Consider the following 26,092-nt stretch of genomic DNA (forward strand, 5'->3'; position numbering starts at 1 on the left):
ACCCGACGGCGGCCCAGCAACCTGGCGCCAGGTTGCTGGGCCGCCGTCACGTAGCAATTACGGGGAGGGGCACAGGGTCTTTCCAGGTCGAACCGGAATAATCGTGATCAGCCGCCCACTTGATCACTTTCGGAAGGACCATGGACGACTATCGAAGTCCCGGCTGGGACATCACTTTCAGCACCTCTGACCAACTTCATATTGCGCGCACAGACGCTTCGCGGGCCCACCTCGAGCGGACCCAATTCGAGTGGGCCCAGCGCACGCGAGCAGGTGATCGCCGTTGACCTGGCTGCTCTCGCTGCTCATCGGACTGCTCGTCGTCCTCCTCATCACCGTGGCCACCGGCTACTTCGTGGCACAGGAATTCGCGTACATGGCCGTCGACCGGTCCCGCCTCGGCGCGCGCTCGGCCGCCGGTGACCGCTCCGCCGACCGAGCCCTGGCGATCACCCGCCGCACCTCCTTCATGCTCTCGGGCGCTCAGCTCGGCATCACCGTCACGGGCCTCCTCGTCGGCTATGTCGCTGAACCGCTCATCGGCACAGCCGTCGGCGAAGCGCTCGGCGGCACACCGATCCCGCAGGGCACCGGCATCCTCATCGGCACCATGCTCGCCCTCCTGGTCTCGACGCTCATCCAGATGCTCTTCGGTGAACTCTTCCCGAAGAACCTCGCGATCGCCCGCCCCGAGGCGCTCGCCACCTGGCTCGCCCGCTCGACGTCGATCTACCTGCTGCTCTTCGGGTGGCTCATCACCGTCTTCGACAAGGCCTCGAACGCCCTGCTGCGCATCCTCGGCATCGAACCGGTACACGACGTCGACCACGCCGCGACCCCCCGCGACCTCAAACACATCGTCGCCGAATCGCGTGAGAGCGGCGACCTCGTCGACGAAGATTCCCTCGTCCTCGACCGGATCCTCGACTTCCCGCAGCAGACCGTTGAGCACGCCACCGTGCCGCGCTCACGGGTCGACGTCGTCACCGAGGACACGAGCCTCGCCGAGGTTCGCACACTCATGGCCACCGGCCACTCCCGGTACCCCGTACTCGATGCCAGGGGAGCGGTGATCGGCACCATCGACCTCCTCGACGTCCTCGCGGCCCCGACTGCAGACGCACCCTCCGCGGCCGCGGCCGCTGCCCCGACCACGGGCACGACCACCTCGGCGAGCGATTCGGCGAAGGATGGAGCCACCACCTCGGCGACGGATACCCTCCCCACCCTCCGCGACCTGCTCACCGAGCCGGTCTTCGTCCCCGAATCCCTGCCCCTGCCGGACGCGGTGGCCACGCTCATCGAGCACCGCGCGCAGATGGCCTGCGTCGTCGACGAATACGGCGGGTTCGCGGGGATCGTGACGATGGAAGACCTCGGTGAGGAGCTCGTCGGCGACATCGTCGACGAGCACGACACCGACGTCGAAGCCATCGTCGAGGACGGTGACGGGACCTGGTCAGCGCCGGGATCCATCCCCCTCGACGAGGTGGCCCGCACTCTCCAGCGCGAACTGCCGGACACTTCGGCGCAGACCCTGTCCGGGCTCGTCATCGAGCACGCGAAGGGCTTCCCCGAGGTCGGCGATCGGGTCGAGATCGCCCTGCCGATCGACCCCGCCGAGCTCGCCGACGCCGAACCGCCGAGCCCAATGACACTCCTCGCCGAGGTGGTCGACGTGGATTCGCACGTGCCCTCGCGGCTGCGGATCGGGATCGAGGTGGACCGATGAGCAATCCGTGGGTCATCATCGCCGTCACCGTCGCCATCATCGGCCTCAGCGCCTTCTTCGTCGCCGTCGAATTCGCGCTCATCGCCGCCAAACGGCACCGGCTTGAGGACGAAGCGGCGAACAGTCGCTCGGCCCGGGCGGCACTGCGCAGCTCGACCGAACTCTCGGTCCTCCTCGCCGGCTCCCAGCTGGGCATCACGGCGTGCACGCTCGCGCTCGGTGCGATCACGAAACCGGCGGTCCACCACTGGATCACCCCGCTCGCCGAGGCAGTCGGGCTTCCGCTGTGGATCGCCGACCTCACCGGGTTCGTCCTCGCGCTCATCATCGTCACGTTCCTCCACCTCGTCGTCGGTGAGATGGCGCCGAAATCGTGGGCCGTGGCCCATCCGGAGCGCTCGGCGATCATGCTCGCTTTGCCGATGCGGGCATTCATGGTCCTCACCCGGCCGCTTCTGCACGTGCTCAACTCCGCGGCGAACGCGTGCCTGCGCCTCGTCGGCGTCCAGCCCGTCGACGAGGTCGATCAGGGGCACACCTCGGACGACCTGCGGCAGCTGCTGCGACATTCGGCGCAGGTGGGCACGCTCGAACAGGATTCCTCGGATGCGCTGCTCGGGGCGCTCGAGCTCTCCCGGATCAGCCTCGACGAACTCGTCGCCGACCGTCCCGAGCCGGTCGTCATCGGTCCGGGCGCGACGGCAGGTCAAGTGCGCGCTGCTGCACATCAGACCCGCCACCGACGGATCCTTGTGCGCACCGAGGCGGGTGTTGTGCCTGATGAGGTCGTCCACGTCCGCGACGTGCTCGGTTTCGCGGAGGGGGATGACATCGCCGAGGCGGCCCGCCCGGTCACGGTGCTGCCGGGGTCGATGACCGTGGTCGCCGCGTTTTCCGCGATGCGGGCCGAGGGCACTCAGCTCGCCCTCGTCACCCGCACCGACGGCAGCCACGCGGTCGTCACGGTCACTGACGTCCTCCGCCACCTCCTCCCCGCTGAAAAGGCCCCCAGCTGACCCACCCGGATCCTCAATTGCTACCCGACGGCGGCCCAGCAACCTCGCGCCAGGTTGCTGGGCCGCCGTCGGGTAGCAATTAAGACTTCGAACCACTGATGCATCTATCAATGTATGCATCTGTTATCCTGAGGGTGTGAACGACATGCTGACGCTCCCCTGGGACCACATCGATGACGGTTCGCCGATCGCCGCGCGAATGGCCGCCTGGGCCGCGCGCGAGATCATCGAGCGGCGCTTCGAACCCGGCGCGCTGCTCACCGAGGCCGACCTCGCCGAGGCGCTCAAGGCCAGCCGCACCCCGGCACGGGAGGCGATGCTCCAGCTCGAACGCTGGCGGCTCGTCCGCCTCGTCCCGAAGAAGGGTGCGATCGTCACCACCGTGACCAGCGCCGAACGCCGCGACCTGCTGGCCGTGCGGGCGATGTTCGAGGTCGACGCAGTCCAATCACTCACCACCAGCGACGGCCTCGAACCCGTCGCCGCCGACCTCCGCGTCCTCCTCGACCGACAGAAGCAGGCGGTCAAGGACGGCGACACCCTCGACTTCGCCAGCGCCGACTACAGCTTCCACGCCCGCATCATCCGCAGCGGCGGCAACGCCGTCATCGACGAGATGCTCACGACCATGGGCCCCCGCCTCGCACGCCTGACCTATCAGGTCATCATCGACCGCCCGAGTTCACTCGACACCCTCTACGACGAACACGCCGAACTCACCGACCTCGCCGAGCGCGGCGACGTCGAGGCCTTCGGCACGCTCGTCCGCCGTCACATCGACGCCACGCACTTCGCCTGACGCCGCCGCTGAACCGCGCACCCAGCACACCTCACCACAGAGAACCACGAACCGTCGACACGGAATCGCAGCAATGACTTCAGAGACAGCCACAGACACCACCGCCCTGACCGTTGATACCCACACCGACACCTCCGTCGGCACCGACGCCCACCCCCGCCGAGGCGGCTCCGCCCCACCGCGTCATGCCTGGCTCCGGGTGGCTCCCGCGATGTTCCTCCTGGCCTGGGGCGGCAACCACTTCACCCCGCTCGTGCACATGTACGAAGAGGACGGCGGCTACGCCGTCTGGCAGGCGAACCTCCTGCTGGGCATGTACGTGGGCGGACTCATCCCGGGACTGCTGGCAGCCTCGGCGCTGTCGGATCGACGCGGACGCAAACCGATCCTCATCGCCGGAGCGATCGCTGCGATCCTCGGCAGCCTGTTCCTCGCGCTCGGCTTCAACCTCTTCTGGCTGTTGTGCGTCGGCCGCGTGCTTGCCGGCGTCGGAGTCGGTGTGGCGATGTCGGTGGGCACAAGCTGGATCAAGGAGCTCTCGTCACCGCCCTTCGACCACGCGGCCGGCATCACTGCCGGTGCCCGTCGCCCAGCACTCACCCTGACCTTGGGATTCGCCCTCGGTGCCTTGGTCACCGGGTGTCTGGCCCAGTGGGGGCCGGTGCCCGAGGTGACGCCGTATGCGGTTCACGGAGTGCTCAACCTCGTCGCACTCATCATCGTTCTCGCCGCGCCCGAATCGCTGCCGAAGCACCGCCGGTCGCAGCAGCACTGGTGGCAGGGACTGCGGATTCCGCTCGTCGGGCACCGCACCTTCGTGCGCCTCATCATCCCCGCAGCCCCCTGGGTCTTCGGCGCCGCCGGCATCGCCTACGCGGTCATGCCCGCTCTCGTCCAGGACGAGCTGGGGGAGTGGACGACCCTGTACGCGACCGTGCTCACCGTCGTCACCCTCGGCGCCGGGGCGCTCGTGCAGAACCTCGTCCCGCGGGTCAACCGGTGGACAGGCGGTCGCGGACTCGTCGTCGGGCTGGCGATGATGAGCCTCGGCATGATTCTCGCGGTCATCGCCGCACTCGTCGCCGATCCGGTCCTCGCCTTCGTCGTTGCGATCGTCCTCGGCCTCGCCTACGGCATCTGCGTCGTCTCCGGCCTCATCATCGTCCAGGCAATCGCCGAACCCGACGACCTGGCCGGAATCACCGGCGTCTACTACTCGCTCGCCTACTCGGGATTCCTGCTGCCGACCGTGCTCGCTGCGCTCCTGCCGTTCATGGGCTACAGCATCTCGCTCGGCGGGGTCGCGGTGATCTGCCTGCTCAGCCTCGGCGCCGTGTCACTGGGGTCGATGCCGACGGGGTCGCGGCGCACCAACTGATAGTCGGCGCCGCGCCTCGCTCCGGTCATCGATCGGTTCCATGCGCGCTCCCTGTATGCTCACGCGTCGAGAGTGCGACCCGGCGAGAGGCGCGGAGGATCTCATCCGAAAGCTCCGGGTCTGATACGGCGCGCGCCAGCACGATGCCCCCAACCAGTCGTGCGGCGTCGGCGACGGCATGATCCCTGCTCATGCCGGCCCGCTCCAGTGCGTCAAAGAGATCTCGAACACCTTGTTCGTATGCGAGGCGGAGATCGGCGTCGTCGCTCCGCCAGCGCGCTCACGGGGCATCCGGCGGCTCGGTCGTCACGATGAGCAGGTGAGAGGTAGCTGTCGACGAACGAGTGATGGGTTGTTTGCACCTTGTCCGTGCCGTCATGGACGAGGGCAGCACGACGTCGTGCAATGGCAAATCGTGCCGCCTCAACAAGCAGCGACGCTCTCGAAGAGAACTGTTTGTAGAAGCCGCCGGTCGTGAGCCCAGCGCCGCCGGTCACAGCGGCTACCGTCATCGCTTCGGCACCGCCGGTGCACAGGAGCTCCGAAGCGATCTCGATCATTTGATCACGGTGTGCCTGAGCTTGAGCTCGCGAGACTCGGGGCATGTCAATTCCGTCCTGATCGTATAGATTATTTTTAACATCTATTTTGCCACGAGCGGAGGAACATACGTATGAATGCTTGTTTTGACGGGTCTGTGGCGTTGGTGACGGGCGGTCAGCGAGGCTTGGGGAGAGCTTTTGCAGACGAACTGCTGCGGCGCGGTGCAACTCTGGTGTATGTGACGTCGCGCCATCCAGAGCCTACGGGTGACACGCGAATAGTGCCCCTGGAGCTCGATGTCACGGATGACGCGCAGGTGGCTGCTCTTCCTGATTCAGCGCCGAACGTGAACCTGCTGATAAATAGTGCAGGCGTCTCGGTTGCCACCCCTCTGCTCCAGGCCTCGTGGGAGGACATCATCGGGAACTTCGAGGCGAATGCATATGGCCCGCTGCGCGTCGTGCGAGCCATGGCTCCGGTCTTGGCGGGAGCATCACCGAGCCGCCTGGTGAACGTGCACTCTGTGCTCTCTTGGATTGCCGGTTATGGTGCTTACGGTGCGTCCAAGGCGGCATTGTGGGCGATCTCGAATCAGCTTCGAATCGAGCTGGCTGGGCAAGGAACGACTGTGACCGGGGTGCATCTCGGACTCGCGGACACGGACATGACCGCAGGTGTCCCTGGTCCCAAACTCGCTCCCGACTTTGTCGCAGCTACCGTCCTCGACGGCGTCGCGAACGGTGCGACGGAGGTTTTGGTCGACGAGATCAGTCAGACCGTGAAAAACCAGCTCTCTGGGCCTGTCGAAGCTCTCGTCCTCGGCTCCGCCTGATGGCGCCGTCCGATAGGGGCGCAGCGGCGCTCATGTGAGCGCTGCGCATGACCCCGAGTACCTGGGATCGCCGACGGATTGTCAGCGGCTGCATCGGGGACGGTAACGATTGCCGGGCGGATGTCGCGGCATGCAGTGACGAGGGGGCGGGCGGGAGGAAGTCCGTGTGGCGCAGTCGATAGTAGACGCCGGCAAGGTTGCAGGGTGCAACCGTCGATTGAGCGATGACAACTCCGGAGACCCTGCACGCGCCGTCGCTCGTGACCTCGAGGGTTCCGGTCCCGATGATGAGAGAAACGGGTTCGGTGTGATGAGCGCGATGGCCGGCTCATTTACCGAGGCCACTACATATTGTCGTCGCCAGGCAGAATCCCAAGCGGTCGGTCCCTCGAACCATCCGATTGCAATGGCCTCAAGAAGGTGCGATGTCCCATCCGTCTAGGACTGCGGTGAGTCCGGTCCGGGCTTCCAGGTACAGCGACTGCACGCTGACCTCGTCGCCGTTTACCGCGCGTCGAGCCCATTCGTCGAACGCTTGGCGCACCAGTGTGGAAACGAGTGCGACGATGCACCTGCTCGTCAGCAGATCATTTCCGGATATCTGCGCTGCTGCTTCCGCAAGTTCGGAGACATGGGTCTCATCCCGCGCCAGTGTGATCGCCAGCAGGTCCGGCTCGTTCAGGGCGAGCCGGCGTAGTCGCAGTGCTCGCTCATGCTCGGTGCGTGGCTTGGCGTCGAACGCAGTAACCTCGGCGAGCCATCCTTGCTCCAGCGCAGCAGCGAGGGGCACTCCTTCTGCGGTTCTGGCAAGAGTGACCGCGATCGCGGTTTCCCAGCCTCGGTCGTCGGAGAAGACGGCGTGCTCTTTGGTCGGTGCATACCGGAAGAACGTCCGTTGAGCGACGCCGGCCTGTTCAGCGATGTCATCGACTGTCGTTGCTCGCACGCCCTGGGATTCGAACAGTAACAGCGCCGCATCGGCGATCTCCCGCATCGTCTCGCGACGTCTTCGTTCGCGCAGGCCGACCGCGGGCTCGGATGGAACCTGTTGATCACACATGATGTCATAGTACAGTATGTGCCGTATTGGCAGATACTGTCATGTATCCTGGCTCAGGCTCGATAGCCTGCCCGCCCGAAGACGAACACACGAAGGACACACATGAGCACACAAGAGCACCCGCCCGCCACTGAGGATCCTGCCGCAACGACGCGTAAGCATGGAAGGTCGGTCATCGCGCTCCTCGTCGGTTCGGCTTTCGTCGTGATCCTCAACGAGACGATCATGAGCGTGGCGCTGCCGAGTCTCATGGTCGACCTGAGTATCTCGGCGAGCACGGCGCAGTGGCTCACGACTGGCTTCCTACTGACGATGGCCGTCGTGATTCCGCTCACCGGCTACCTCCTGGATCGCTTCTCGCTGCGTGCGCTCTTTCTCACGGCGATGTCCGCATTTTCACTCGGTACCCTGGTAGCGGCCCTTGCGCCTGGATTCGGAATTCTTCTGGCAGGGCGAGTGGTGCAGGCATCAGGTACGGCGATCATGATGCCGTTGCTCTTTACGACTGTGCTGAACGTCGTCGAGCCGTCACGGAGAGGCCGCATGATGGGCGTGATTTCGGTTGTCATGGCCGTCGCACCGGCGGTCGGGCCGACTGTTTCGGGCATAATCCTTGCAGTCTTGGACTGGCGGTGGATGTTCTGGATTGTGCTGCCGATTGCACTCATCGCGCTGGCACTGGGCGCCGTGTGGGTGCGCAACGTGACAGAGCTGCGTGAGGCACGTTTCGATCTGTTGTCCGTCGTCTTGTCGGCGTTGGGCTTCGGCGGTCTGATCTTCGGCCTCAGTTCGATCGGCGAATCAGCTTCCGGGCATGCGCCGATCGCTCCGTGGATTCCCATCGTCATCGGTTCAGCTGCGTTGCTGGCATTCGTCATCCGCCAGATCGCTCTGCAGCGTACCGACAGCGCCCTTCTGGACCTGCGCACTTTCCGGTCGCGTTCGTTCACGCTCGCGATCGTCCTCGTTACGGTGGTTTTTGCCGCTCTGTTCGGCTCTCTGATCCTGTTACCGATGTATCTCCAGCAGGTGCTGGGGGTCGACACGCTCAGCGTCGGACTGATCCTTTTGCCCGGAGGTGTCCTCATGGGCGCGGCGGCTCCGCTGGTCGGCTCGCTGTTCGACCGCTTTGGACCGACGCCGCTCGTGATTCCCGGGATGACCGTGGCCGCGCTCGCGTTGTGGGGAATGGCCACTTTCGGACTCAACACGCCTATCTGGTGGATCATCGTCGTGCAGATGACTCTCAACGCGGGGCTCGCGTTCGTATTCACTCCGCTGCTCACATCGGCGCTCGGAGCCTTGCCCGCGGCTCTCTACTCGCACGGCAGTGCCACACTCAGCACGATCCAGCAGGTCGCTGGTGCCGCTGGCACCGCTCTGTTCGTCACCCTCATGTCCGTGCAGTCGGCGACGGCCGGGAAGATGGGGGCGGACCTTGCGGAGTCGACGGCGCACGGAACTCATTCCGCTTTCGTAGTGGGGGCATCCATGGCATCAGTGGGCATTCTGCTTGCGTGTTTCGTGCGACGTCCCGAGGGTGGCGGCACACGAACACCGATTCCGCACTGATCGCGTTCCCTCGGACATGAGGTGTCGTAGACGGCGGATGCAATAGTGGTGCCGCCAGGTAGCCGTTGCAGTGGATGTTCCAGATCCACACGGCTTCCTGCCGTTGGTCTTCTGAGGTCGAGGTGCAGGCGTAGAGGAACTCTTCGGTGACGATCCGCTTGATGTGAGTGATGCCGCGGTGCCGTCGCCTAAACCGTAGTCCAATTCGTGCTCGGCTGCCGCCGGCGCCACGGCAGGTCGTCAGCAGATCAACATGTCAGACTGACAACCCCGAATAGAGTGTGCACGCCATAATTCCATAACAAGGCGCTCCGCTCTGCTGCCGACTCGTCGCCTCTGCGGCAAACCGCTCCTGAGTGCAAAGTAAGAATCTCGCCGCTATCGGCCCTCGAGGGGCCGTCATCGGCCACGTGATGGGACGACTGGCTGACCCACTTGCAATTCGGGCGACAACTTATATCCTGTGCGCGGTCTTACCGAGCGGCGATGTTTCGGGACCACCTACTGCAAGGGACCCAGGTATGCGACTGGTTGAGGGGAAGCGTGTGGTTCACCCCGCACATGGTGTATTGACGATCACTGGCGTGTCAATGAGGACCGTCAATGGATCGACCAGAGAATGGGCGATCGCGAGGTGTCTGGCTCCTGCGTTGACCATCGAGTTTCCAGTCGAAAACGTGGGCCTGATCGGTCTGCGCGAGCCCTTGGGACGTTCGGCGGCCCAATCGATACTTGATTCGATGGGCGCGCTCAGCCAGAGCGAACCGGAGAACTGGTCGCGCCGCTTCAAAGCGAACGAGGAGAAATTGGCATCGGGCCGCCCGGAACGCCTCGCTGAAGTCGTACAGAGCCTCTACGTCCGCAAATCCAAAAGTGAGCTTTCAGCAGGCGAGCGTAAGCTTCTGCTCGCGGCTTCTGACCTCCTCGCCGGTGAGCTGTCCGTCGCCTTGGGGATGACAATCGATGCGGCTCTCGAGCGAATCGATCAACAGCTTTCATAGGTGATGGCCACTCTTGCGAGCTGTGGTCGGGAAGGCGAACGAATTCCCGTGCATCGCGACCCATGGATGAGTCTTGCGTCTCACCGCTGAGGGCAGATGTGCGGACATTGTTGGTAGTTGCTCTGACAGGGCAGGTGATCTGGCTCCCGCAGTATGTTGCGAGAGGAAAATCCGTGGGCGGGACACTGAGTCAATGTCCCGCCCACGGCCATCATTCGGCGCAGCTCAAGGTGAGATCACCCGAGAAATCAATGCGTGATGTCGATGGAGACGTGTTTTCTCTGAGTGAAGCTCTCGATCATGCCTTCGAGTGAGAACTCTCGACCGATTCCGCTGCGCTTGTAACCGCCGTAGGACTGTCCGAGAACTTGTCCTCCGCCCTGATTGACCTGGATCCATCCGGCCTCGATCGAATGAGCGGCACGCAGCGCCTTGCCGACGTCGTGTGTCCAGATGAATGCCGACAGCCCGTAGTGCGTGTCGTTGGCCATCCGGATCACTTCGTCCTCGTCATCCCAGGGAATGACGCACATGACGGGGCCGAAGATCTCCTCCTGTGCAATGCGCCAGTCATTCTCCACACCGACGATCACGGTCGGCTCGACGTAGTATCCCTCGGACAACGGACCTTCGGTGGGCGGTTGTCCACCGATGGCGACGGTAGTGCTTTCGCGGTTGATCCCCTCTTCGATGTAGCTGCAGACTTGTTCGAACTGCTTCTTGTTGACGATTGCGCCGATGTCAGAGTCTTCGTCGAGAGGGTCGCCGACTTTGAGTTTGGCAAGGTGCTTCTTGAGCTTTTCGACGAATGAGTCGAGAATGCTCCGGTGCACAAAGAGGCGAGATCCAGCAGTACATGATTGGCCTTGACGCACGAAACGCATTCCGGTGATCGTGCCCTCGGCAACCCAATCCTCGTCGGCATCCGGATATACGATCTGAGGGTTCTTGCCACCCAGCTCAAGTGAAACCGGAAGGATCCGGTCCGAGGCGACGGACATCACTCGTGAGCCCACTCCGGTGGAGCCGGTGAATGACAGCTTCTGCACATTGGGGTGGGCGATGAGCGCCTCTCCGGCCTCGGCGCCGAAACCGACGACAACGTTGAGGACGCCGTGTGGAAGGTGCTCATTGGCGATTTTGGCGATCTCAAGGACGGCCAGAGGGGCGTCTTGGGCTGCTTTGAGCACGACCGTGTTGCCAGCAGCGATCGCCGAAGCAATCTTCATCACCGCCAGTTGCACTGGTGCGTTCCACGGGGTGATCGCTCCGACCACTCCCAGCGGTTCGCGACGAGAGTAGTCCAAAGCTGTTGCTTTGAGCGGGATCGTTTCACCTTTGGTCTCTCCGGAGAGTGAGCCGAAGTATCGGAACACATCGACGGCGAAGGCAACTTCTCCCCTCGATTGTGTCCGCAGCGCATTGCCGTTCTCCAACGAGATGATGCGTGCTATGCGTTCCGCGTGAGGCTCGAGTGCGTCAGCGATCTGTTGAAGAATGCGTCCTCGGCTGCGAGGCGCGGTATCCCTCCACATTGGAAAAGCATGAGCGGCTGCGGAGACTGCCGCATCGACATCCGCCTCACCGCCCCGCGGAACTCGTGCGATCTCATTGCGATCTCTGGGGCTTTCAACGGTGATCCATTCGTCGCTTTGTGCCGCGACCCACTGACCATCGATCAGATTCAGGTATTCATCGGAAAGCTGTGCGGTAACTGTAGCCATGAGTGTAGTACCTCCAAGAAGTATTGCGTGTATCGGTCAGGTTGTGTGTCGCCGAGTGGTTCCGTGCCAGAGTGGGGAGACGACCCCGACCCTGGGCTCCGGCGCCTACTTCACGCCGACTGTGGTGATGACTGCCGAGGAATCGAGATGTCCGCTGTTCACCGAAAGCTCATCGAGTTTGCTTTTCGCCCCGAGACCGACGACGAGTTCGACTCCTGCGCTGTCGGCGGCAGTGGCGGCGAGACCAAGGTCCTTAGCAAGCAGGCTGGCGGCAAATTTGGGCGCATAGTCATGATCAGCGGCGGATCCTTCGACGAGTCCAGGGAGCGGGCAGAAATTGTGCAGTGCCCAGCAGTCGCCCGACGAGGTGCTGAGGACGTCGAAGAGCTTCTCCGGCGAGAGACCGAGCCGCTCTGCGAAAGTGAATGCTTCCGAGAGTGCGACAAGGCTGCTGCCGAAGACCATCTGATTCGCTGCCTTGGCTACTTGACCCGACCCGGGTCCCCCGGCTTGGACGATTCGCGAACCCATCGTGGTGAAGAGTTCGCGCACTTCGTCGACAGTCTCGGACTCTCCGCCGATCATGAAAGTCAGAGTGCCCGCCTCGGCTCCGGCGAGACCACCGGAAACAGGAGCATCGAGGATCTTCAAGCCGAGTGAGCCTCCTCGTTCATGGAGGTCGCGAGTCGTCGGTACATCGATTGTCGACGAATCGATGACGATGCTGCCGGGCGGGAGAACAGATAAGGGGCTGTCTTCGCCGAGGAGCGCCTGTCGTACATGTTCGCCTTTGGGAAGCATCGTTATGAGCACGCTAGCGCCTTCGGCCGCAGCAGTCGCAGACGACGCGACGTGAACACCACTGTCTGTCGCCTTCTGTCGGGCCTCATCGATAAGGTCGAAGCCCTGTACCTCATAACCGGCTTTGACGAGATTGGCCGCCATCGGCCCGCCCATCGTCCCCAGACCTATGAATCCAATTGTGGTCATCATTTCCTGCCTTCATTGGTAACAAATGCCGTTACCCACTATTGGGTATGGATCGGTGCACGAACAAGACGAAGATCGGCATCCATGATGTGCAAGAATGCACAATATGAACTTTCAGGATCTCAGGTATTTCCTCGCCCTCACCCGCTACGGCAGACTCTCAATTGCTGCACAGAGGCTTGAAGTGGAGCACACTACGATCCGCCGTCGTGTCAGCGCACTTGAGAAGGATCTCGGAGTCCGCCTTTTCGATAAGACGCCGAGTGGATGGGTCTTGACGGCTGCGGGACAGCGACTGCTGCCCCACGCACAGAAGATCGAGCAGGAAGCGGACGCGGCGCAGGCAGCCGTCAGTGATCGGAAGCATCGCCCCCAGGGAACTGTCCGGATCGTCGCCACAGATGGATTCGGCGGGGGAGTGATCGCACCAAGTCTGGGGCGGCTTCGAGCTGAGTATCCTGAGATCGATGTCGAGCTCGTGACGACCAGCAACCTGCTCAGTTACGCAGTCGGCGAATTCGACATTGCCGTGACTCTGCACCGACCGGAGCGGCCCGGTTTCAGCATGACGCACCTGTGTGAGTACGATCTGCGACTGTATGGAAACTCTCGGTATCTCGACCAGAATCCGCCGATCAGCGAGGAACGCGACCTTTCCGCTCACGATATCGTGTGGTTCGTCGAGTCGCTGCTGGATCTTCCTGAACTGCAAAGCGCTCAGGGTCTGGCTACCAAAGCGAACATCGTCTTCCGAACGACGAATCTCTTCGCCCAAGTGGAAGCGGCGGCGAGTGGCGTCGGTCTTGGTCTTCTGCCGTGTTTTCTCGCCCACCATGACTCCCGTCTGCAACCTGTACTGCATTCTCGTGTCAGAGCCAGGCGAAGCTTCTGGATGATCGTTCCCTCGCGACTGGCGAACACTGAGCGGGTGTCGGCCGTGTGTGAACATCTCGTTGCGATGGCCCGTGCGGAGGCCGGTCGTCTCGTGCCGCCAATCGACACAGACGAATACGGCGATCCGATGGAAGGCGTCGAACGCGAGTGAACTCCATGGCAGAGACGATCTGCTGATCGGCGGCGTTCGAACCATGCAAAGGTCGAAGGGCGAGCTCATCTCTCGCCCGAGGGTGCCCGGCGTAGTGTGCGGTGTTGATGCTCTCGTAGTGTCGGATCGTGGATCCATGGTGGCCACTCGATGGTAACGTAAGGAAAGCAAACCTAAGTATGGGCGTTGTGCAGGCTTTACCCGAGTCTTCAGCCATCGACGCCGCCGACGAGCCGCAGCGGAGGGATACTATCTCTTTTCATGTCCCACAGGGCGTCGCGCCTGACGGCGCCGGCGACCGGCCGAGTGTTCTTGGGCAGCTGCCGCCGCGCGACACGACTGCTCTCGTCCGAGACGTCCGAGATCGGTTGCGCCTTGCCATCGTCTTAGGGGAGATTCAAACCGGATCACGGCTCAATCAGGTGAAGCTGGCGCAGCAGTTGGGCGTAAGCCGCATGCCGGTGCGAACAGCCATCACTGAGTTGGTGACCGAAGGGATTCTTGAAGTCGTGCCGGGCGGCGGTGTCATCGTGAGTCCGCTGACCGCAGACGACGTGCGCAATGTTTTCGAGGTGCGCGGCGCATTGGAGATTCGCGCGGCTCGAACTGTCGCCGTAGACCAGCCGACTTGGGGGATTGCGAAGATCGAAAAGATCGTCGATGCGCACAGATCTCATTTCCACGAGTATGCGCCAGCGCAGTTGCTCACGGCCGATCGTGACTTCCATATGGCCATCCTCGATGCGACGGGAAACCCTTTCTTCCGTCGATCCATCATGCCGGTATGGTCGACTGTCGAACGTGCCATGGTCCAGGTGCTCAATCTGAGTGAGGTCTTTGAGCAGGCTTGGACGCAGCACGATCAGATAGCTCGGGCTATCCGCGCGGGTGACGCAGACGAGGTCGAAGCAACTTCCCGCGAGCACCTGGAATTCGCCGCAGAGGCACTTGCCCGGGCGATCCTCGTCGATTCTGCAGACCCTGCGACCGGGGTGACGTGACGGCCAGCTCTGAAAGCAGCCGCTGACCCGGTCGCAGGGGACAGCAGGAATGATTGTCAGAGGTCGAGCACGAGCCGTGGGCACTTCGCGCGAGAACAGCACGGCATCATGACCTCGTTTGATTCTTTCTCCTGGTCGGTGAGGAAGGAGTCTCGATGGTCGGGGACTCCGTCGAGAACGACGGTCTCACAGGTACCACAGGTTCCTTCCCTGCAGGAAGTCGGTATGTGAATTCCAGCAGCCTCGAGAGCTTCGACGATAGACTGATCAGCTGCGACGTCAATGACTTGCCCACTCTCGTCGAGCTCGACTTCGAACGCCGTGTTCTCACCTGACAATGCATTCTTGCTTGGACGGAAGCGTTCGACATGGAGAGTGCCCTTCGGCCACCGCTCGCATTGCTTCTCGACCGCGTCCAGGAGCGGCCCGGGACCACAGCAGAATACTGCCACATTGTCGCGGGGGTTTGCGAGGAGCGTGTCCAGGTCGATGATGCCGGCGCGGTCTTGTGGCCAGAACTCCACCTTCTCGCCGTGCAATGCGAGTGTATCGATGAAGGCCATCGAGGCCTCCGATCGACCACCGTAGGTAAGTCGCCAAGGCTTGCCGTTCGATTCGCAGTGCGCAATCATCGGCAAGAGCGGAGTGATCCCGATTCCGCCGGCGATGAAGATGTACTCGTCGGCATCGACAAGGCTGAAGTTGTTCCGAGGGCCACGAATTCTTATTCGATCGCCGACCTTCAGCTCCTCATGCATCCATTGTGAGCCGCCGCGGCTTTCGGGTTCCTTCAGAACGGCAATTCTCCAACTGTGAGGAGTCTCTGTGCTGCCGCACAGAGAGTACTGTCGTTCGAGATCGGGGCCGATGAGAACATCGATGTGAGCTCCTGGTTCCCACGGTGGAAGCTCGTCGCCCTCGGCATGGACGAACTCGATCGAGCGTACTCCGTCTGCCTCGTCTGTGATATCAGCGATGGTTGTCTCGAGCTCGACGACGTCGATGTTGTTAGCGCGTGTCTTCAGCGCGGTGGGGGAATTCATAAGTGCCCTCCAGATGGGATGTGGACGCTGCGATCGCAGTGATCGTTCGTTCGCTCAGCAGATGCCGAGCAATTGTGTTGAGGCCGGAAGGAACTGCGCCGGGCGCACAGGTGAGAAAGTTGTATTGATGCCCGGCGCAGTTCCCTGCGGCAGCGGTCTCAGTCGGTGGATGTGGCCGTGGCCACAGCGCAGGGGGCTGTTCTCAGCTTCTTGCTCTGAGTTCCTTTGCGCCGGCGGCTGGTGTCGACCACGACCATCTCATCTTCGATGCCGACTGCGTAGCCTTCCATCACGTGCGGACCCTTCTGTACTCCGCCATCGGGGTCGACGACGTCTTCTGGAGAACCGGAGACGACTTCGACGTCGTATTTGCGGACTTTGGTATTGCGTGGGTCGTACCACGACTGGCCGGTGTGGATATCGAATTCCCATTGGTGCCAAGGACACCGCAAGGACTTGCCACGTTGGTAGTCGATCTTCTCATCGGGTCCCTCCGCTTCCGAGACCCCGAAGATGGTGCCGTAGGCTGCGAGCTGGGCACCGGCGTGAGGACATTGGTTCAGCAGGGCGACGTACTCGCCGTCGATGTTGAATACGCCGATCGACCGGCCCTCGAGTTCAACGATTTTGCGTTCTCCGGGGGCTATCTCCGTTGCATTGGCGACGACATATTTGGTCATGATTCGGTGACCTCCAGTCCGAAGAACTTCTGGCCGTTCTTGCGCAGGATCTTCTCGCGCAGATCCTGGGGGAAGCTCGGCGGAAAGACGGTTTCCGGGGAATCGAAGTCGAAATGAGGATAATCCGAGGCGTAGAGTACGTTGTCTGCGCAGAATTCCTCGATCATGTCGGCAAGGTGTGCCGGCTTCTCCGGTTCGTCAATGGGCTGAGTGGAAGCCCAGATGTGATCGTGGATGTATTCGCTTGGCTTGCGTTGCAGATCCACTTCGCTGCTGAGGGTCTTCCAGTGGTACTCCAATCGCTCAAGAAGTGAGGCGAAGTGGACGACGTTTCCTTCGACGAACATGATCTTCAGTTCTGGGTACCTGTCGAAGGTTCCGGACAGGATCAGGCTCAGCATCTGTGACTGGAAGCTCTGGACATGACCGACGTGGTATTCGGTGTGGTAAGACGTCCAGCCGGTGCCGGTGTTGGCATGTCCGCCGCCGGTGGACAGGTGGAATTGGAACGGTAGGCCCGCTTCGATCGCAGCTTCGTACAGTGGCCAATACCGACGGCTGCCCAGCGGTTCGAGCGTCTTGCTGAGGCCCAGGATGGACACCACTCCGGGGTCGTCACCGACTCGCTTGATCTCCTTGATGGCAAACTCCGGGCAGTCGAGAGTGACGGGAATCGCCGCCCTCAGCCGTGGGTCCGGGTACACGAGACATTCAAGCTGCCAGTCGTTGATGGCCGAGCACAGCACAGCGCCCAGTTCCGGATTCAGCGCCTGCGAGGCCGGGTTGAGCGTCTGGCCGCCGGGTGCCAGGCATTGGAGAACGCCGAGCTGGACATTGTGCAGATCCAGCAGCTGCTCTTGAATCAGGCCGAGGTCGGAGCCGGGAAAACCGTTCTCCGGCCAGGCATCCGCCCGCATCGCTCCACCGTACATCTGTGGGTACTCGCCGATGGACTGCAGACCATTGGTCGTTCGGACCCCGTACTCGTCCATGTGCTTTCGCCATTTGGCCGGCAGATATGTGTTGATCTTTCCTTCCTGGGGTGTCGGGTGAATATCGACATCGATCACCCCGGTGTCGACGACGGGGGCTCCCAGAATTCCAGTGGCTTCTACTCGATCGATGGTAGTCATCGTTTCATTCCTTTCCTGAAGTGGGGACGACAAGGCGGTAGAGGTCTGCGGCATTGTGCTGATAGATCCGGTCCAGCAGCGAAGAATCGTTGGTTCCGGTCTCGATGCCGCGGGGGGCGGAACGGTGGTTGTGCGGATAGTCGCTCGAATAGACGAGGAGGCGATCTGACCCCATTCGATCGACGATGGTGTCGAGGCGACCTGGTTCCTCGGCGCCGTCAGCGGGTGCAGTGGTGAAGCGGAAATGTTCGCGGATGAGCTCGGACGGCGCTCGGTCGAGCCAGGGGATGTCGGGCCGGTAGCTCTTCCACAGCTTGTCGAACTTCCACATGAACGGTGGAAGCCAATTGAACCCCGCCTCTGTCACGACGACCTTGGTGTTCGGAAACTTCTGCAGGACGCCTTCCGAGACGATTGACGCGAGCTGAGCTTCGAAATTCGCTTGTTGGCCTACGTACCATTCGAGGTACGTCGTCGGCCAGCCGACCGACGTCGGGGCCTGTCTAAAGACTCCTCCGATATGAATGGCTACGGGCAGGCCGGCCTGCTCAGCGGCTTCCCAGATGGGCCAGTTGATTTCTCGCCCGAGCAGCACTTCCGACTGGCCGAGGACGAGCACTTGGACGAAACGGCTATCTCTGTCCGCCCAGTAGGCGATCTCATCGGCGGCCGCTCGTGGTGTGCCCATGGGGACGACGATCGACGCGCGGAGACGTGGATCGCGGTCGAGCCACTCATGTGCGATCCATTCATTCAACGCCCGCGCATGTGCCGCTTCGCGTCTCGGCTGATGAATCTGCTGAACGGCATAGAGACAATTGAGGACGGCGTAGTCGGCGAATCCGTCGGCGAAGACGTCTTTGGTCAAAGATTCCACCGAGGTGGCCGCGCGCCCATCATCATCGACGGAGACGCCCGGGCGCTGTGCAATCGCGGATCCACGTGGGTGGTAGTTGGGCTCATAGTTGGGGGATAGGGCCGCCACCATCTGGTCGCCCCAATACTCATCCAAATAGGGGAGCAGGGAGTTCGGCGACGGCAATATCGGATGGACGTCACAGTCCACAACCGCTGACCGGACGTTCGTATCCGCGCTGAGAGGCGCTTGATCGGCAATGCTCGTACTCATGATTTCGGTTTCACCTAACTCTCTTAGGAATGCCTCGTGGTCTGTCACAAGGAGACGGTCGACCGGGTGCCGAGCGGAGTCTGCAGCCGGGTTCTGGAATTGAGCTGCGATGGACGATCAAACTCGACCGGTCCGCAGCAAGGAGTTGCCAAGTCGGCGGTGATCGCCGGCTGCCATCTTCGGCAGTTCGCAACACCGTGGGATCCGTAGGAGTGACGTCGGCAGGGCATCTGCCGGAAGGACGTTCGCCAGGTATCAGACATTGACGCACTCCGATCAAATTGTTAGCCTCATCACTACGTGGATCCAGAGTCCAGGATACACATTCGGCGAATCTTCGCCAAGCCCCACAGCAATTCGACGGCACAGAGAGGCGCCGTGTGATGCAGGTGGGCATATCCAATAGGAGTTGAGAACCCTTGCCTGATCTCAGTCAAGCAACAGTCAAGACACCCGTCGGCACGCAGGATGGTCAAAAGAACGGAGCAAAGAAGCGCGGCCTGGCGCGGGTCGCCGCAGCCAGCCTGATCGGAACCACAATCGAGTACTATGACTTCTTCATCTACGGGACGGCCGCTGCTCTGGTCTTTCCTACGGTGTTCTTTCCTGCGGCCGATCCCGCCGTGGGAACCATCGCCTCATTTGCGACGTTCTCGGTCGCCTTCTTCGCCCGTCCGGTCGGTGCCGTTCTTCTGGGTCACTTCGGAGACAAGATCGGACGCAAACGCACACTGGTGTGGACGCTCATGGTCATGGGTGTCTCGACCATCGGAATCGGTCTCATGCCAGGGTACGGAGTGGGAGTCTTCGGGGTGTTCGAAGGGGGCATTGGGATCTGGGCACCGATCATTTTGACGGCTATGCGTTTCTTGCAGGGCTTCGCTGTCGGCGGCGAATGGGCTGGAGCGACATTGCTCACCGCCGAATACGCTCCGAACGGCAAGCGCGGACGAATGGCGATCTATCCGCAATTGGGTCCCTCGATCGCGTTCTTCCTCTCCAGCGGAACTTTCTTCATCGCATCTGCCACAGTCGGAGCCAGCAGCACTGCCTTCTTGGAATACGGTTGGCGAATCCCCTTCATCGCGTCGTCGGTCCTTGTCATCTTCGGCCTGTGGGTGAGGTTGGCAGTTGATGAGACGCCCGTGTTCAAGGCGCAGCAGGCTGCAGGCGTCACGTCCCGCAGGGAGCAGAAGCTGCCTTTCGTCGAGGTCCTCCGTGACCAGTGGAAAGAAGTGCTCATCGCCTCTGGCGCTATGGCTACGCTCTTTGCGCTGTTCTATATCGGTACGGCCTTCCTGACCAACTACGGCACAGGGGACCTCGGATTCAGTCGCACGACGCTTCTGGGCATGGGGATGATCTCGTCTCTGGTGTTCGGCGCAGCAACGATTGTGGCGGCGATTCTCTCTGATCGGATCGGCCGGCTCAAGATCATCCGCACAGTGCTGGTTCTGTCTGTGCCATGGACACTGCTTCTGTTCCCCCTGATCGACACCGGGTCCGCGTTCGCGCTCTGGGCAGGAATCACCGGCACATTGGTGCTGTACGGCCTTGCGTATGGACCCACTGGTGCAATGCTTCCGGAGATGTTCGCCTCTCGGTTCAGATATACCGGCGCGGGGCTTGTCTACAACTTTGCGGGGATCCTCGGCGGAGCGATCCCTCCACTGCTCGCAGCGCAGATCATCATGACGAACGACAGCGTATGGGTCGGCGTGATGCTTGCAGCCATCTCGGCACTCTCTGTCGTCTGTGTCATCTTCATCCCGGAAACCAAGGAGCGCACGATGGAACCGGTTGAAAATTAGTCGACGACCTTCCCTGAGGTTGCGGTGCTGTTCTTCCGCAATGTCTAGTCGGCGAGATTCGGAGGCGCCCTGCCCGACGAGGCATGATTGGGTGGGGCGCCCGGTATGATAAGGCGGGTCCGAGGCCGCGCTTTCCTCCCGTGGAGCGGACGAGCGCGACCTGGCGACGGCGCCCATGTGGACTGTTGATTCGCAAAGGAGCGAGATTGTGAGACCGATAGCAGATACGCGGCTGAAGGTGGTCGCGTGAGAGAGACTCCGACACTTCCTTGGGTGAGCGAGCAGGGTTTGCCGACGGTGGCATCGAAGATTTCGGCCTGGGCGGCGCGGGAGGTCATTGAGTGTCGCATTGATTCGGGTTCTCTGCTGACTGAGTCCGATCTTGCGCGGGCACTCGGAGCTAGTCGCACACCGGCGCGGGAGGCCATGCTCGAGCTGGAACGTTGGGGGCTGGTCCGCCTCGTGCCGAAGAAGGGAGCAATCGTGACGTCTGTGACCATGAAGGATCGACATGACCTGCTCGCTGTGCGGACAATGTTTGAAACCGGCGCCGTGCAGTCAGCGCTCGCGAGCTCGGAGCTTGAGCGGCTTGCCGTGGATCTGCGGTATCTCCTCGGTGAGCAGCGACAGGCATACGAAGCCGGCGATCTGCTTCGCTTCGCGGCCGTCGACTTCTCATTTCACGCCCGCATCATCGGGAGCGGGAACAACGAAGTCGTCAATGAGCTCCTGGCGACAATGGGGCCGCGGTTGGCGAGGCTGACGTACCGGGCTGTCCTTGATCACCCGGAGATCCTCCCCTCGCTCCTTGCTGAACACGAGCGATTGATCGAGCGTGCGGAGTGCAGAGACGCGCTCGGGTTCGGACGGCTTGTGAAGGATCACATCTGGGACTCGCATTCCGCGATTCCCGTGAAGAGCTGAGCTCGCCGAGTCTGAAGCGTGCGATCGGCGTGGCGCGAGAACGCGTGTGTGAACCGGGCCGGCGGACTGTCCGATGCCCCTCGCGATGAGTGGAGGCCTGGTGACCGCCCCTCGCAACCTTCTTGTCGAGACGCGCTGAGGTGAGATCGATTCGAGTCAGGCGATTGACTGTTTCCCCGCAGCTTCGGTCTCGGTTGCAGAACCCTATGGTCGCCCGGCGGGATTTCCGCGATTGTCGACCCAGATGTCCAGAATGCAGTGCTCGGTACCTAAGGTGGTTACTGTGTGTTGCGGCCGCGGGTGAAACCGACGATTACAGGCGTTCCTGCCTACACTGTCCTGTCCTGATGCCATCGCGGCCGCGAACCATACCCATACGGCAGTGAATCAGCGTCCCTGCCATTCCACGGGTGATTTCGACAGGAATGCCTCGACTGCCGCGGCGAAGTCGGCACTTCCATACACCTTGGAAATGACATCTGAATCGTCGAGGGTGCGAGAGGAATTGAGCCGTCTGAGGTTCTCTTTGATCGACCACTGGGTGAGTGGGGCGCCACCGGTGATGCTCGCGACAGTCTGCTCGGCGACTGTATCGAGGTCATCGTCGACTGACGTGAGGAAACCGCAGCTGAGGGCCTCCTGCGCGTTGACCCTTCGTGCGGTCAGCAGCATCGATGTCACGCGCGGTTCTCCGAAGACTCGCACCAGCCTGCGCAGCGTACTCGCCGACAAGGTGTTACCTAGAGTTTTGGCGATCGGAACGGAGAACGAGGCTTTGGGAGCCGCGACACGCACGTCAGCACAGGCAGCGATTCCCAGACCGCCCCCGACGCAATGTCCATCGATCACAGCGATGACGGGCTTGCTGACGGCCGCGAGAAGGCTGAGCACTTCGTCGATTCGATTCTCATATGCGACTCCATCCGTACCCGAGAAGCCTCTGAATTGGGCGATATCCGTACCGGCGACGAAAGCGCGCCCACCAGCTCCGCGAAGGACGAGTGCCCGGAGGTGCGGATCCGCGTCTATCTTTGCCGCTGCCTCGGCGAGAGCCTGGTACATCTCCCAGGTCATCGCGTTCCGGGCATCGGGGCGGTTGAAAGTGACATGAAGCGCGGAGTCACGCACCTCGGTGATCACGTCGACTGTCGTCATCGCTGGACCTCCGCTTTCTGCGCTGTTGCGATCTGTGGTGTGAGCTCGTCGAGAATTCGGTCCGTATCGGCTCCCAGCGACGGACCCGCGGCGCCATGGGTGAGGCGCGAACGGGAGAAGCGCATGGGGTTGCCCAGCTGTCTCACCGGGCCGACCCTGGGGTGTGGGGCATCCCAGAAGTAGTCACGAGCATTGAGGTGGTCGTCGTTGAAAACCTGCTCGAAGCCGTTGATCGGAGCTGCCGGCACACCGACTCTGTTCATCTCCTCGAGGATCTCTTCGACGCTTCGATCGGCAAACTTCTCCTCGATGATCGCAATGAGCGCCTCTCGGTTCTCCAACCGCTTCGCCGGCTCGGAGAACAGCTCGTTCTCCTCGAGGAAGGCGAAGTCGAACGCCGTGCAGAAACGCAGCCAAGTGGCCTGGGTGTTCGCACCGATAGTCACATAACCGTCCTTGGCCGACATTGCCTGGTAGGGCGCCTGGGCTTGATGGGCGGAACCGTTGGGGCGACCGACTGTGCCGGCCCCGTAGTAGCTGCCGGCCTCCCACACCGCCAGCGAGACCGCTGATTCGAAGAGCGAAACATCGAGATGCTGCCCGTGCCCAGAGATTCTGCGCTCGTAAAGCGCTGACACGATGCCGAGGGCCATATAGAGGGCGGTCGTGAGATCGCAGATAGGGACTCCGACCTTGACCGGAGGCTGGTCGGGGAAACCGGTGATACTCATGAGGCCTGACCGCGCTTGGGCCATGATGTCGAGCCCAGCGAGCGGGGCGAGCGGGCCGTCCTGCCCCCAGCCGGATGCTGAGGCGTAGATGAGACCCGGATGATCGTCCTTGAGGTCCTCATACCCGAGACCCATCTTCTTCAACGATCCTGGTCGCAGGTTTTCGACGAGAACGTCTGCGGTCCTGAGGAGCGCGATGAATGAGGATCTGCCCTCCTCGGATTTGAGGTCAAGGACGACGGACTCCTTGTTCCTATTCAGCCGCATGAAGGGGCTGGACTCGCCGTCGATGTGCGGTCCCGAGGCTCGAGTCGCATCGCCCGTGCCGGGCGATTCTACCTTGATCACCCTTGCCCCCATATCGGCCAGCTGCATCGTTGCGAACGGTCCTGCGATGAAGACTCCGACCTCGAGGACTGTGATCCCTGCGAGTGGGCCAGAGGAGTTCTTCGACGTGCCCCTTGCTTCTCCGTTTGACTGACTCATGATTATCACCTCTCTGTGTTGCATATCACTGTCGATTGTCTACAATAGGCTATCAGTAGATGTTTTGCACGTCAGCACGTGCACGTGGGCGAATCTGAAGGGGTATGCAGGCGATGGCACCATCACAGGCGACTGACTCGCTCATCGACAGTCCAAGCTTGGCGGAGCTCGCGGCGGTCAAGATCAGTGAATTGGTATTCCGCGGGGAAATAGGGCCTGACGATCGCGTGGTCGAGGAACATCTCTGCAGTCGCCTCGGAGTCTCCCGGGCGCCTGTCCGTGAGGGCCTGAGGATCCTTGAAGGCTCCGGACTCGTAGTCCGACGTCCGCGTGCCGGCGTCCGAGTCGCCAGCCTCAGTCAGAATGACGTCTTCGAAATCCTCACCTTCCGCGAGGGCCTGGAGCAGATGGCCGTCACTCACCTTTACCGTTTCACCGACGACATTGCCTCGGTGGACACGACAGAGCTGGACTCGGCGCTCGAGAAGCTCGCTGATGAGTTCGAGAACGGTGACGATGAGTTCGGCCGCATCGAGGCCAGTTACGCCTTCCACACTGAGCTGGTCAGACTCTGCGGCAACACTCGGATAGTCGCTAGCTATAGACAGATCACCATGCAGGTCAAGCTTTGCATGTCGCTGAATCTCCGCCGCCTCAACACCGTCGAGAGTCCGAGCGAAAACGTTGCCAGGCACCGCGAGCTGCGTGGCGCCGTACTGTCCGGCGATGTCAACTCGGCGCTCGAGGCTATCAGCGGCCACGGTCATGACACTTTCGCCAGGGAATTCCTGGACACCCTCCCCGGGGGGACCGCGCGCTCCGCTCAGTGGCTCGATACTCGAGGTTGAGCCAGCACGTCGGAGATCACAGCACAAGGCGCGGACCCGCCCCACGGTTCGGATTCAACGAAGAATCAGGAGTTCCCAACAATGGCCGACTGGCTGACAGTACTGCACACCCTCATCACCGTGGCCGGAGTCATCGTGTTGATTCTGGCGCTGAAGATCAACCCGCTCTTCGCGCTCCTTATCGGAGCCGGCTACCTGGGGCTTGTGACAGGCCAGGGATTCGGCCCGACAGCCGAGATCATAGCGACCGGCTTCGGGAACATCATGGCCGAAATCGGGTTGCTCATCGTCTTCGGTGTGCTACTCGGCAAACTGTTGGCGAAACTGGGCGCGATCGAGGGATTGGTCGCCGCGCTGATGGCTGTCTCCGGCAAGCGGTTCGCGCCCTATGCATTGGGTGTGACGAGCGGAACCGTGCTGCAGTCGATCTTCTCTGACGTGATCTTCGTGATCACAGCTCCAGTAGGACGATCGGTCGCCGGGCGCATCGGACGTGCGGGCACCGGAATAGTCTCGGCGGCGATGTGCGCGGGCATTCTGTTCGGGTTGACGATGATGATCCCCAGCGTCGGATCCTTGGCTCTGAGCTCGCTGCTCGAGATCCCGATTCCGCGCTTCTTGGCCTTCGGCATCATCACAGCAATCCTCGGCATCGTCATCACCATCGGCATCATGAAGACGCTGTTCCTCCGTTTCGGATTCTGGAATGCCGCGACCGATGAGGAAACTTACGCCGGCTCGATCGACGATTCCGCACCTGAGGAGGACGCGCCTCGGCGTCTTCCCCTGTGGCTGACGATCAGCCCGGTGTTCCTTGCGCTCGTGCTCATTGCCTCAGAATCGATCCTGACGAACATGTCGATTGACATTCCGATCATGGACTTCTTCGGCGCCCCCACAATCGCCATGTTCTGCGCGACGTTTATGGCCTATGTTCTGCTTCTCGTGCACAGAGGCAACGAATGCGTGACGACGACTCTGAAATCAGGATTCGCCGCGAGCGGAGAGATCTTGGCCCTCACCGGGCTGGGAGGATCCTTGGCTGAGATGGTGAAGTCCATCGGTCTGGGGGACATTTTGGGGAGCATGTTCGAAGCGGATGCTGCGTCTCCGATCCTCCTCGCATGGCTTCTCGCCGTAGTCCTGCATACGGCGATCGGGTCCGTGTCGGTTGCCTCGATCACAGCCGCCGGATTTCTTGCTCCCGTGGCGGCGTCGACCGGTGTCGACCCGGTGCTCATCGCTCTTGCAGCCGCCTCGGGGTCGCTCTTTCTCATGACCGTGCACAGCAACTTCTTCTGGATGGTCAAGACGATGCTCGGGCAGACGACGAAGGGCGCCGTGAAATCCGTCAGCGTGACGACGAGCGTCGGAAGTGTCGTCGGCCTTGGGCTCGTCTACGTCTGGTCGATATTTCTCTGAGATCTGCGTGGTTCCGGAGCAGGAATCGTGAGACTTC

At 61.9% G+C, this 26,092-nt stretch carries 23 protein-coding genes; 13 read left to right on the plus strand and 10 right to left on the minus strand.

All coding sequences use genetic code 11. The features are described 5' to 3' along the window. Window positions 1-283 precede the first annotated feature (283 nt). From GUY23_RS02795 to GUY23_RS02810, 4 genes are all read left to right on the plus strand, one after another. Window positions 284-1,732: a hemolysin family protein gene (locus GUY23_RS02795; RefSeq protein ID WP_166969536.1), complete on the plus strand. Its 1,449-nt coding sequence runs from the start codon at window positions 284-286 to the stop codon at window positions 1,730-1,732. Further along, a complete protein-coding gene (locus GUY23_RS02800; protein ID WP_166969538.1) occupies window positions 1,729-2,748 on the plus strand; it encodes a CNNM domain-containing protein in 1,020 nt (339 codons plus the stop codon). The genes GUY23_RS02795 and GUY23_RS02800 overlap by 4 nt, the downstream gene beginning before the upstream one ends. A gap of 145 nt (window positions 2,749-2,893) precedes the next feature. Beyond that, window positions 2,894-3,547: a GntR family transcriptional regulator gene (locus GUY23_RS02805; protein ID WP_228282821.1), complete on the plus strand. Its 654-nt coding sequence runs from the start codon at window positions 2,894-2,896 to the stop codon at window positions 3,545-3,547. A gap of 73 nt (window positions 3,548-3,620) precedes the next feature. Next, window positions 3,621-4,925: an MFS transporter gene (locus tag GUY23_RS02810; protein ID WP_228282681.1), complete on the plus strand. Its 1,305-nt coding sequence runs from the start codon at window positions 3,621-3,623 to the stop codon at window positions 4,923-4,925. A gap of 212 nt (window positions 4,926-5,137) precedes the next feature. On the opposite strand, the gene GUY23_RS18890 is transcribed toward GUY23_RS02810, so the two are convergent. Further along, window positions 5,138-5,530, minus strand: a complete 393-nt coding sequence (locus GUY23_RS18890; protein WP_407647376.1) for a TetR family transcriptional regulator — start codon at window positions 5,528-5,530, stop codon at window positions 5,138-5,140. Between the two features lie 68 nt (window positions 5,531-5,598). Here GUY23_RS18890 and GUY23_RS02820 point away from each other — a divergent pair, with 68 nt between their 5' ends. Further along, complete coding sequence (locus tag GUY23_RS02820) at window positions 5,599-6,300, plus strand: SDR family oxidoreductase (protein WP_166969544.1); 702 nt, start codon at window positions 5,599-5,601, stop codon at window positions 6,298-6,300. A 412-nt stretch (window positions 6,301-6,712) separates the two neighbouring features. Here the strand turns inward: GUY23_RS02820 and GUY23_RS02825 are convergent, their stop codons facing one another. Next, a complete protein-coding gene (locus GUY23_RS02825; RefSeq protein WP_166969546.1) occupies window positions 6,713-7,360 on the minus strand; it encodes a TetR family transcriptional regulator in 648 nt (215 codons plus the stop codon). 102 nt (window positions 7,361-7,462) lie between these two features. On the opposite strand from GUY23_RS02825, the gene GUY23_RS02830 reads away from it, so the two are divergent. Continuing rightward, window positions 7,463-8,932: a DHA2 family efflux MFS transporter permease subunit gene (locus GUY23_RS02830; protein WP_166969548.1), complete on the plus strand. Its 1,470-nt coding sequence runs from the start codon at window positions 7,463-7,465 to the stop codon at window positions 8,930-8,932. 650 nt (window positions 8,933-9,582) lie between these two features. Further along, window positions 9,583-9,933: a CarD family transcriptional regulator gene (locus tag GUY23_RS02835; protein WP_323127146.1), complete on the plus strand. Its 351-nt coding sequence runs from the start codon at window positions 9,583-9,585 to the stop codon at window positions 9,931-9,933. A 248-nt stretch (window positions 9,934-10,181) separates the two neighbouring features. Here the strand turns inward: GUY23_RS02835 and GUY23_RS02840 are convergent, their stop codons facing one another. Then, on the minus strand, window positions 10,182-11,657 hold the full coding sequence (locus GUY23_RS02840) for an aldehyde dehydrogenase family protein (protein WP_166969552.1): 1,476 nt from the start codon (window positions 11,655-11,657) through the stop codon (window positions 10,182-10,184). 105 nt (window positions 11,658-11,762) lie between these two features. Beyond that, entirely contained in the window at window positions 11,763-12,650 is an 888-nt protein-coding gene (mmsB, locus tag GUY23_RS02845; protein WP_323127147.1) for a 3-hydroxyisobutyrate dehydrogenase, read from the minus strand. A gap of 103 nt (window positions 12,651-12,753) precedes the next feature. Here mmsB and GUY23_RS02850 point away from each other — a divergent pair, with 103 nt between their 5' ends. Together GUY23_RS02850 and GUY23_RS02855 are read left to right on the plus strand one after the other, a co-directional pair. Continuing rightward, window positions 12,754-13,692 (plus strand): LysR family transcriptional regulator, encoded by a 939-nt coding sequence (locus GUY23_RS02850; protein ID WP_228282682.1) that lies wholly within the window; start codon window positions 12,754-12,756, stop codon window positions 13,690-13,692. Window positions 13,693-13,871: 179 nt separating this feature from the next. After that, window positions 13,872-14,693, plus strand: coding sequence for a GntR family transcriptional regulator (locus GUY23_RS02855; RefSeq protein ID WP_166969555.1), 822 nt, complete (start codon window positions 13,872-13,874; stop codon window positions 14,691-14,693). Between the two features lie 56 nt (window positions 14,694-14,749). Here GUY23_RS02855 and GUY23_RS02860 read toward each other — a convergent pair whose 3' ends face one another. From GUY23_RS02860 to GUY23_RS02875, 4 genes are all read right to left on the minus strand, one after another. Continuing rightward, complete coding sequence (locus GUY23_RS02860) at window positions 14,750-15,736, minus strand: PDR/VanB family oxidoreductase (RefSeq protein ID WP_166969557.1); 987 nt, start codon at window positions 15,734-15,736, stop codon at window positions 14,750-14,752. Window positions 15,737-15,894: 158 nt separating this feature from the next. Next, window positions 15,895-16,416 carry a Rieske (2Fe-2S) protein gene (locus GUY23_RS02865; RefSeq protein ID WP_166969559.1) on the minus strand — a complete coding sequence of 174 codons (522 nt, stop codon included), beginning with the start codon at window positions 16,414-16,416 and terminating at the stop codon, window positions 15,895-15,897. After that, entirely contained in the window at window positions 16,413-17,549 is a 1,137-nt protein-coding gene (locus GUY23_RS02870; protein WP_166969561.1) for an amidohydrolase family protein, read from the minus strand. The genes GUY23_RS02865 and GUY23_RS02870 overlap by 4 nt, the downstream gene beginning before the upstream one ends. Window positions 17,550-17,553: 4 nt before the next feature. Next, window positions 17,554-18,726 (minus strand): amidohydrolase family protein, encoded by a 1,173-nt coding sequence (locus tag GUY23_RS02875; RefSeq protein ID WP_208085453.1) that lies wholly within the window; start codon window positions 18,724-18,726, stop codon window positions 17,554-17,556. Window positions 18,727-19,097: 371 nt separating this feature from the next. On the opposite strand from GUY23_RS02875, the gene GUY23_RS02880 reads away from it, so the two are divergent. Together GUY23_RS02880 and GUY23_RS02885 are read left to right on the plus strand one after the other, a co-directional pair. Beyond that, window positions 19,098-20,489, plus strand: coding sequence for an MFS transporter (locus tag GUY23_RS02880; protein WP_166969563.1), 1,392 nt, complete (start codon window positions 19,098-19,100; stop codon window positions 20,487-20,489). Window positions 20,490-20,786: 297 nt separating this feature from the next. Continuing rightward, complete coding sequence (locus GUY23_RS02885) at window positions 20,787-21,413, plus strand: GntR family transcriptional regulator (protein WP_228282822.1); 627 nt, start codon at window positions 20,787-20,789, stop codon at window positions 21,411-21,413. Between the two features lie 387 nt (window positions 21,414-21,800). Here GUY23_RS02885 and GUY23_RS02890 read toward each other — a convergent pair whose 3' ends face one another. Both GUY23_RS02890 and GUY23_RS02895 read right to left on the minus strand, forming a co-directional pair. Continuing rightward, entirely contained in the window at window positions 21,801-22,568 is a 768-nt protein-coding gene (locus GUY23_RS02890; RefSeq protein WP_166969567.1) for an enoyl-CoA hydratase, read from the minus strand. After that, entirely contained in the window at window positions 22,565-23,785 is a 1,221-nt protein-coding gene (locus GUY23_RS02895) for a CaiB/BaiF CoA transferase family protein (protein WP_166969569.1), read from the minus strand. The genes GUY23_RS02890 and GUY23_RS02895 overlap by 4 nt, the downstream gene beginning before the upstream one ends. A gap of 113 nt (window positions 23,786-23,898) precedes the next feature. On the opposite strand from GUY23_RS02895, the gene GUY23_RS18895 reads away from it, so the two are divergent. Together GUY23_RS18895 and GUY23_RS02905 are read left to right on the plus strand one after the other, a co-directional pair. Next, entirely contained in the window at window positions 23,899-24,633 is a 735-nt protein-coding gene (locus GUY23_RS18895) for a GntR family transcriptional regulator (protein WP_166969571.1), read from the plus strand. Window positions 24,634-24,714: 81 nt separating this feature from the next. Continuing rightward, window positions 24,715-26,055 (plus strand): GntP family permease, encoded by a 1,341-nt coding sequence (locus GUY23_RS02905; protein WP_166969573.1) that lies wholly within the window; start codon window positions 24,715-24,717, stop codon window positions 26,053-26,055. Window positions 26,056-26,092: the final 37 nt, after the last annotated feature.

The sequence above is a fragment of the Brevibacterium atlanticum genome (assembly GCF_011617245.1).
GTDB classification, from domain to species: Bacteria; Actinomycetota; Actinomycetes; order Actinomycetales; family Brevibacteriaceae; genus Brevibacterium; species Brevibacterium atlanticum.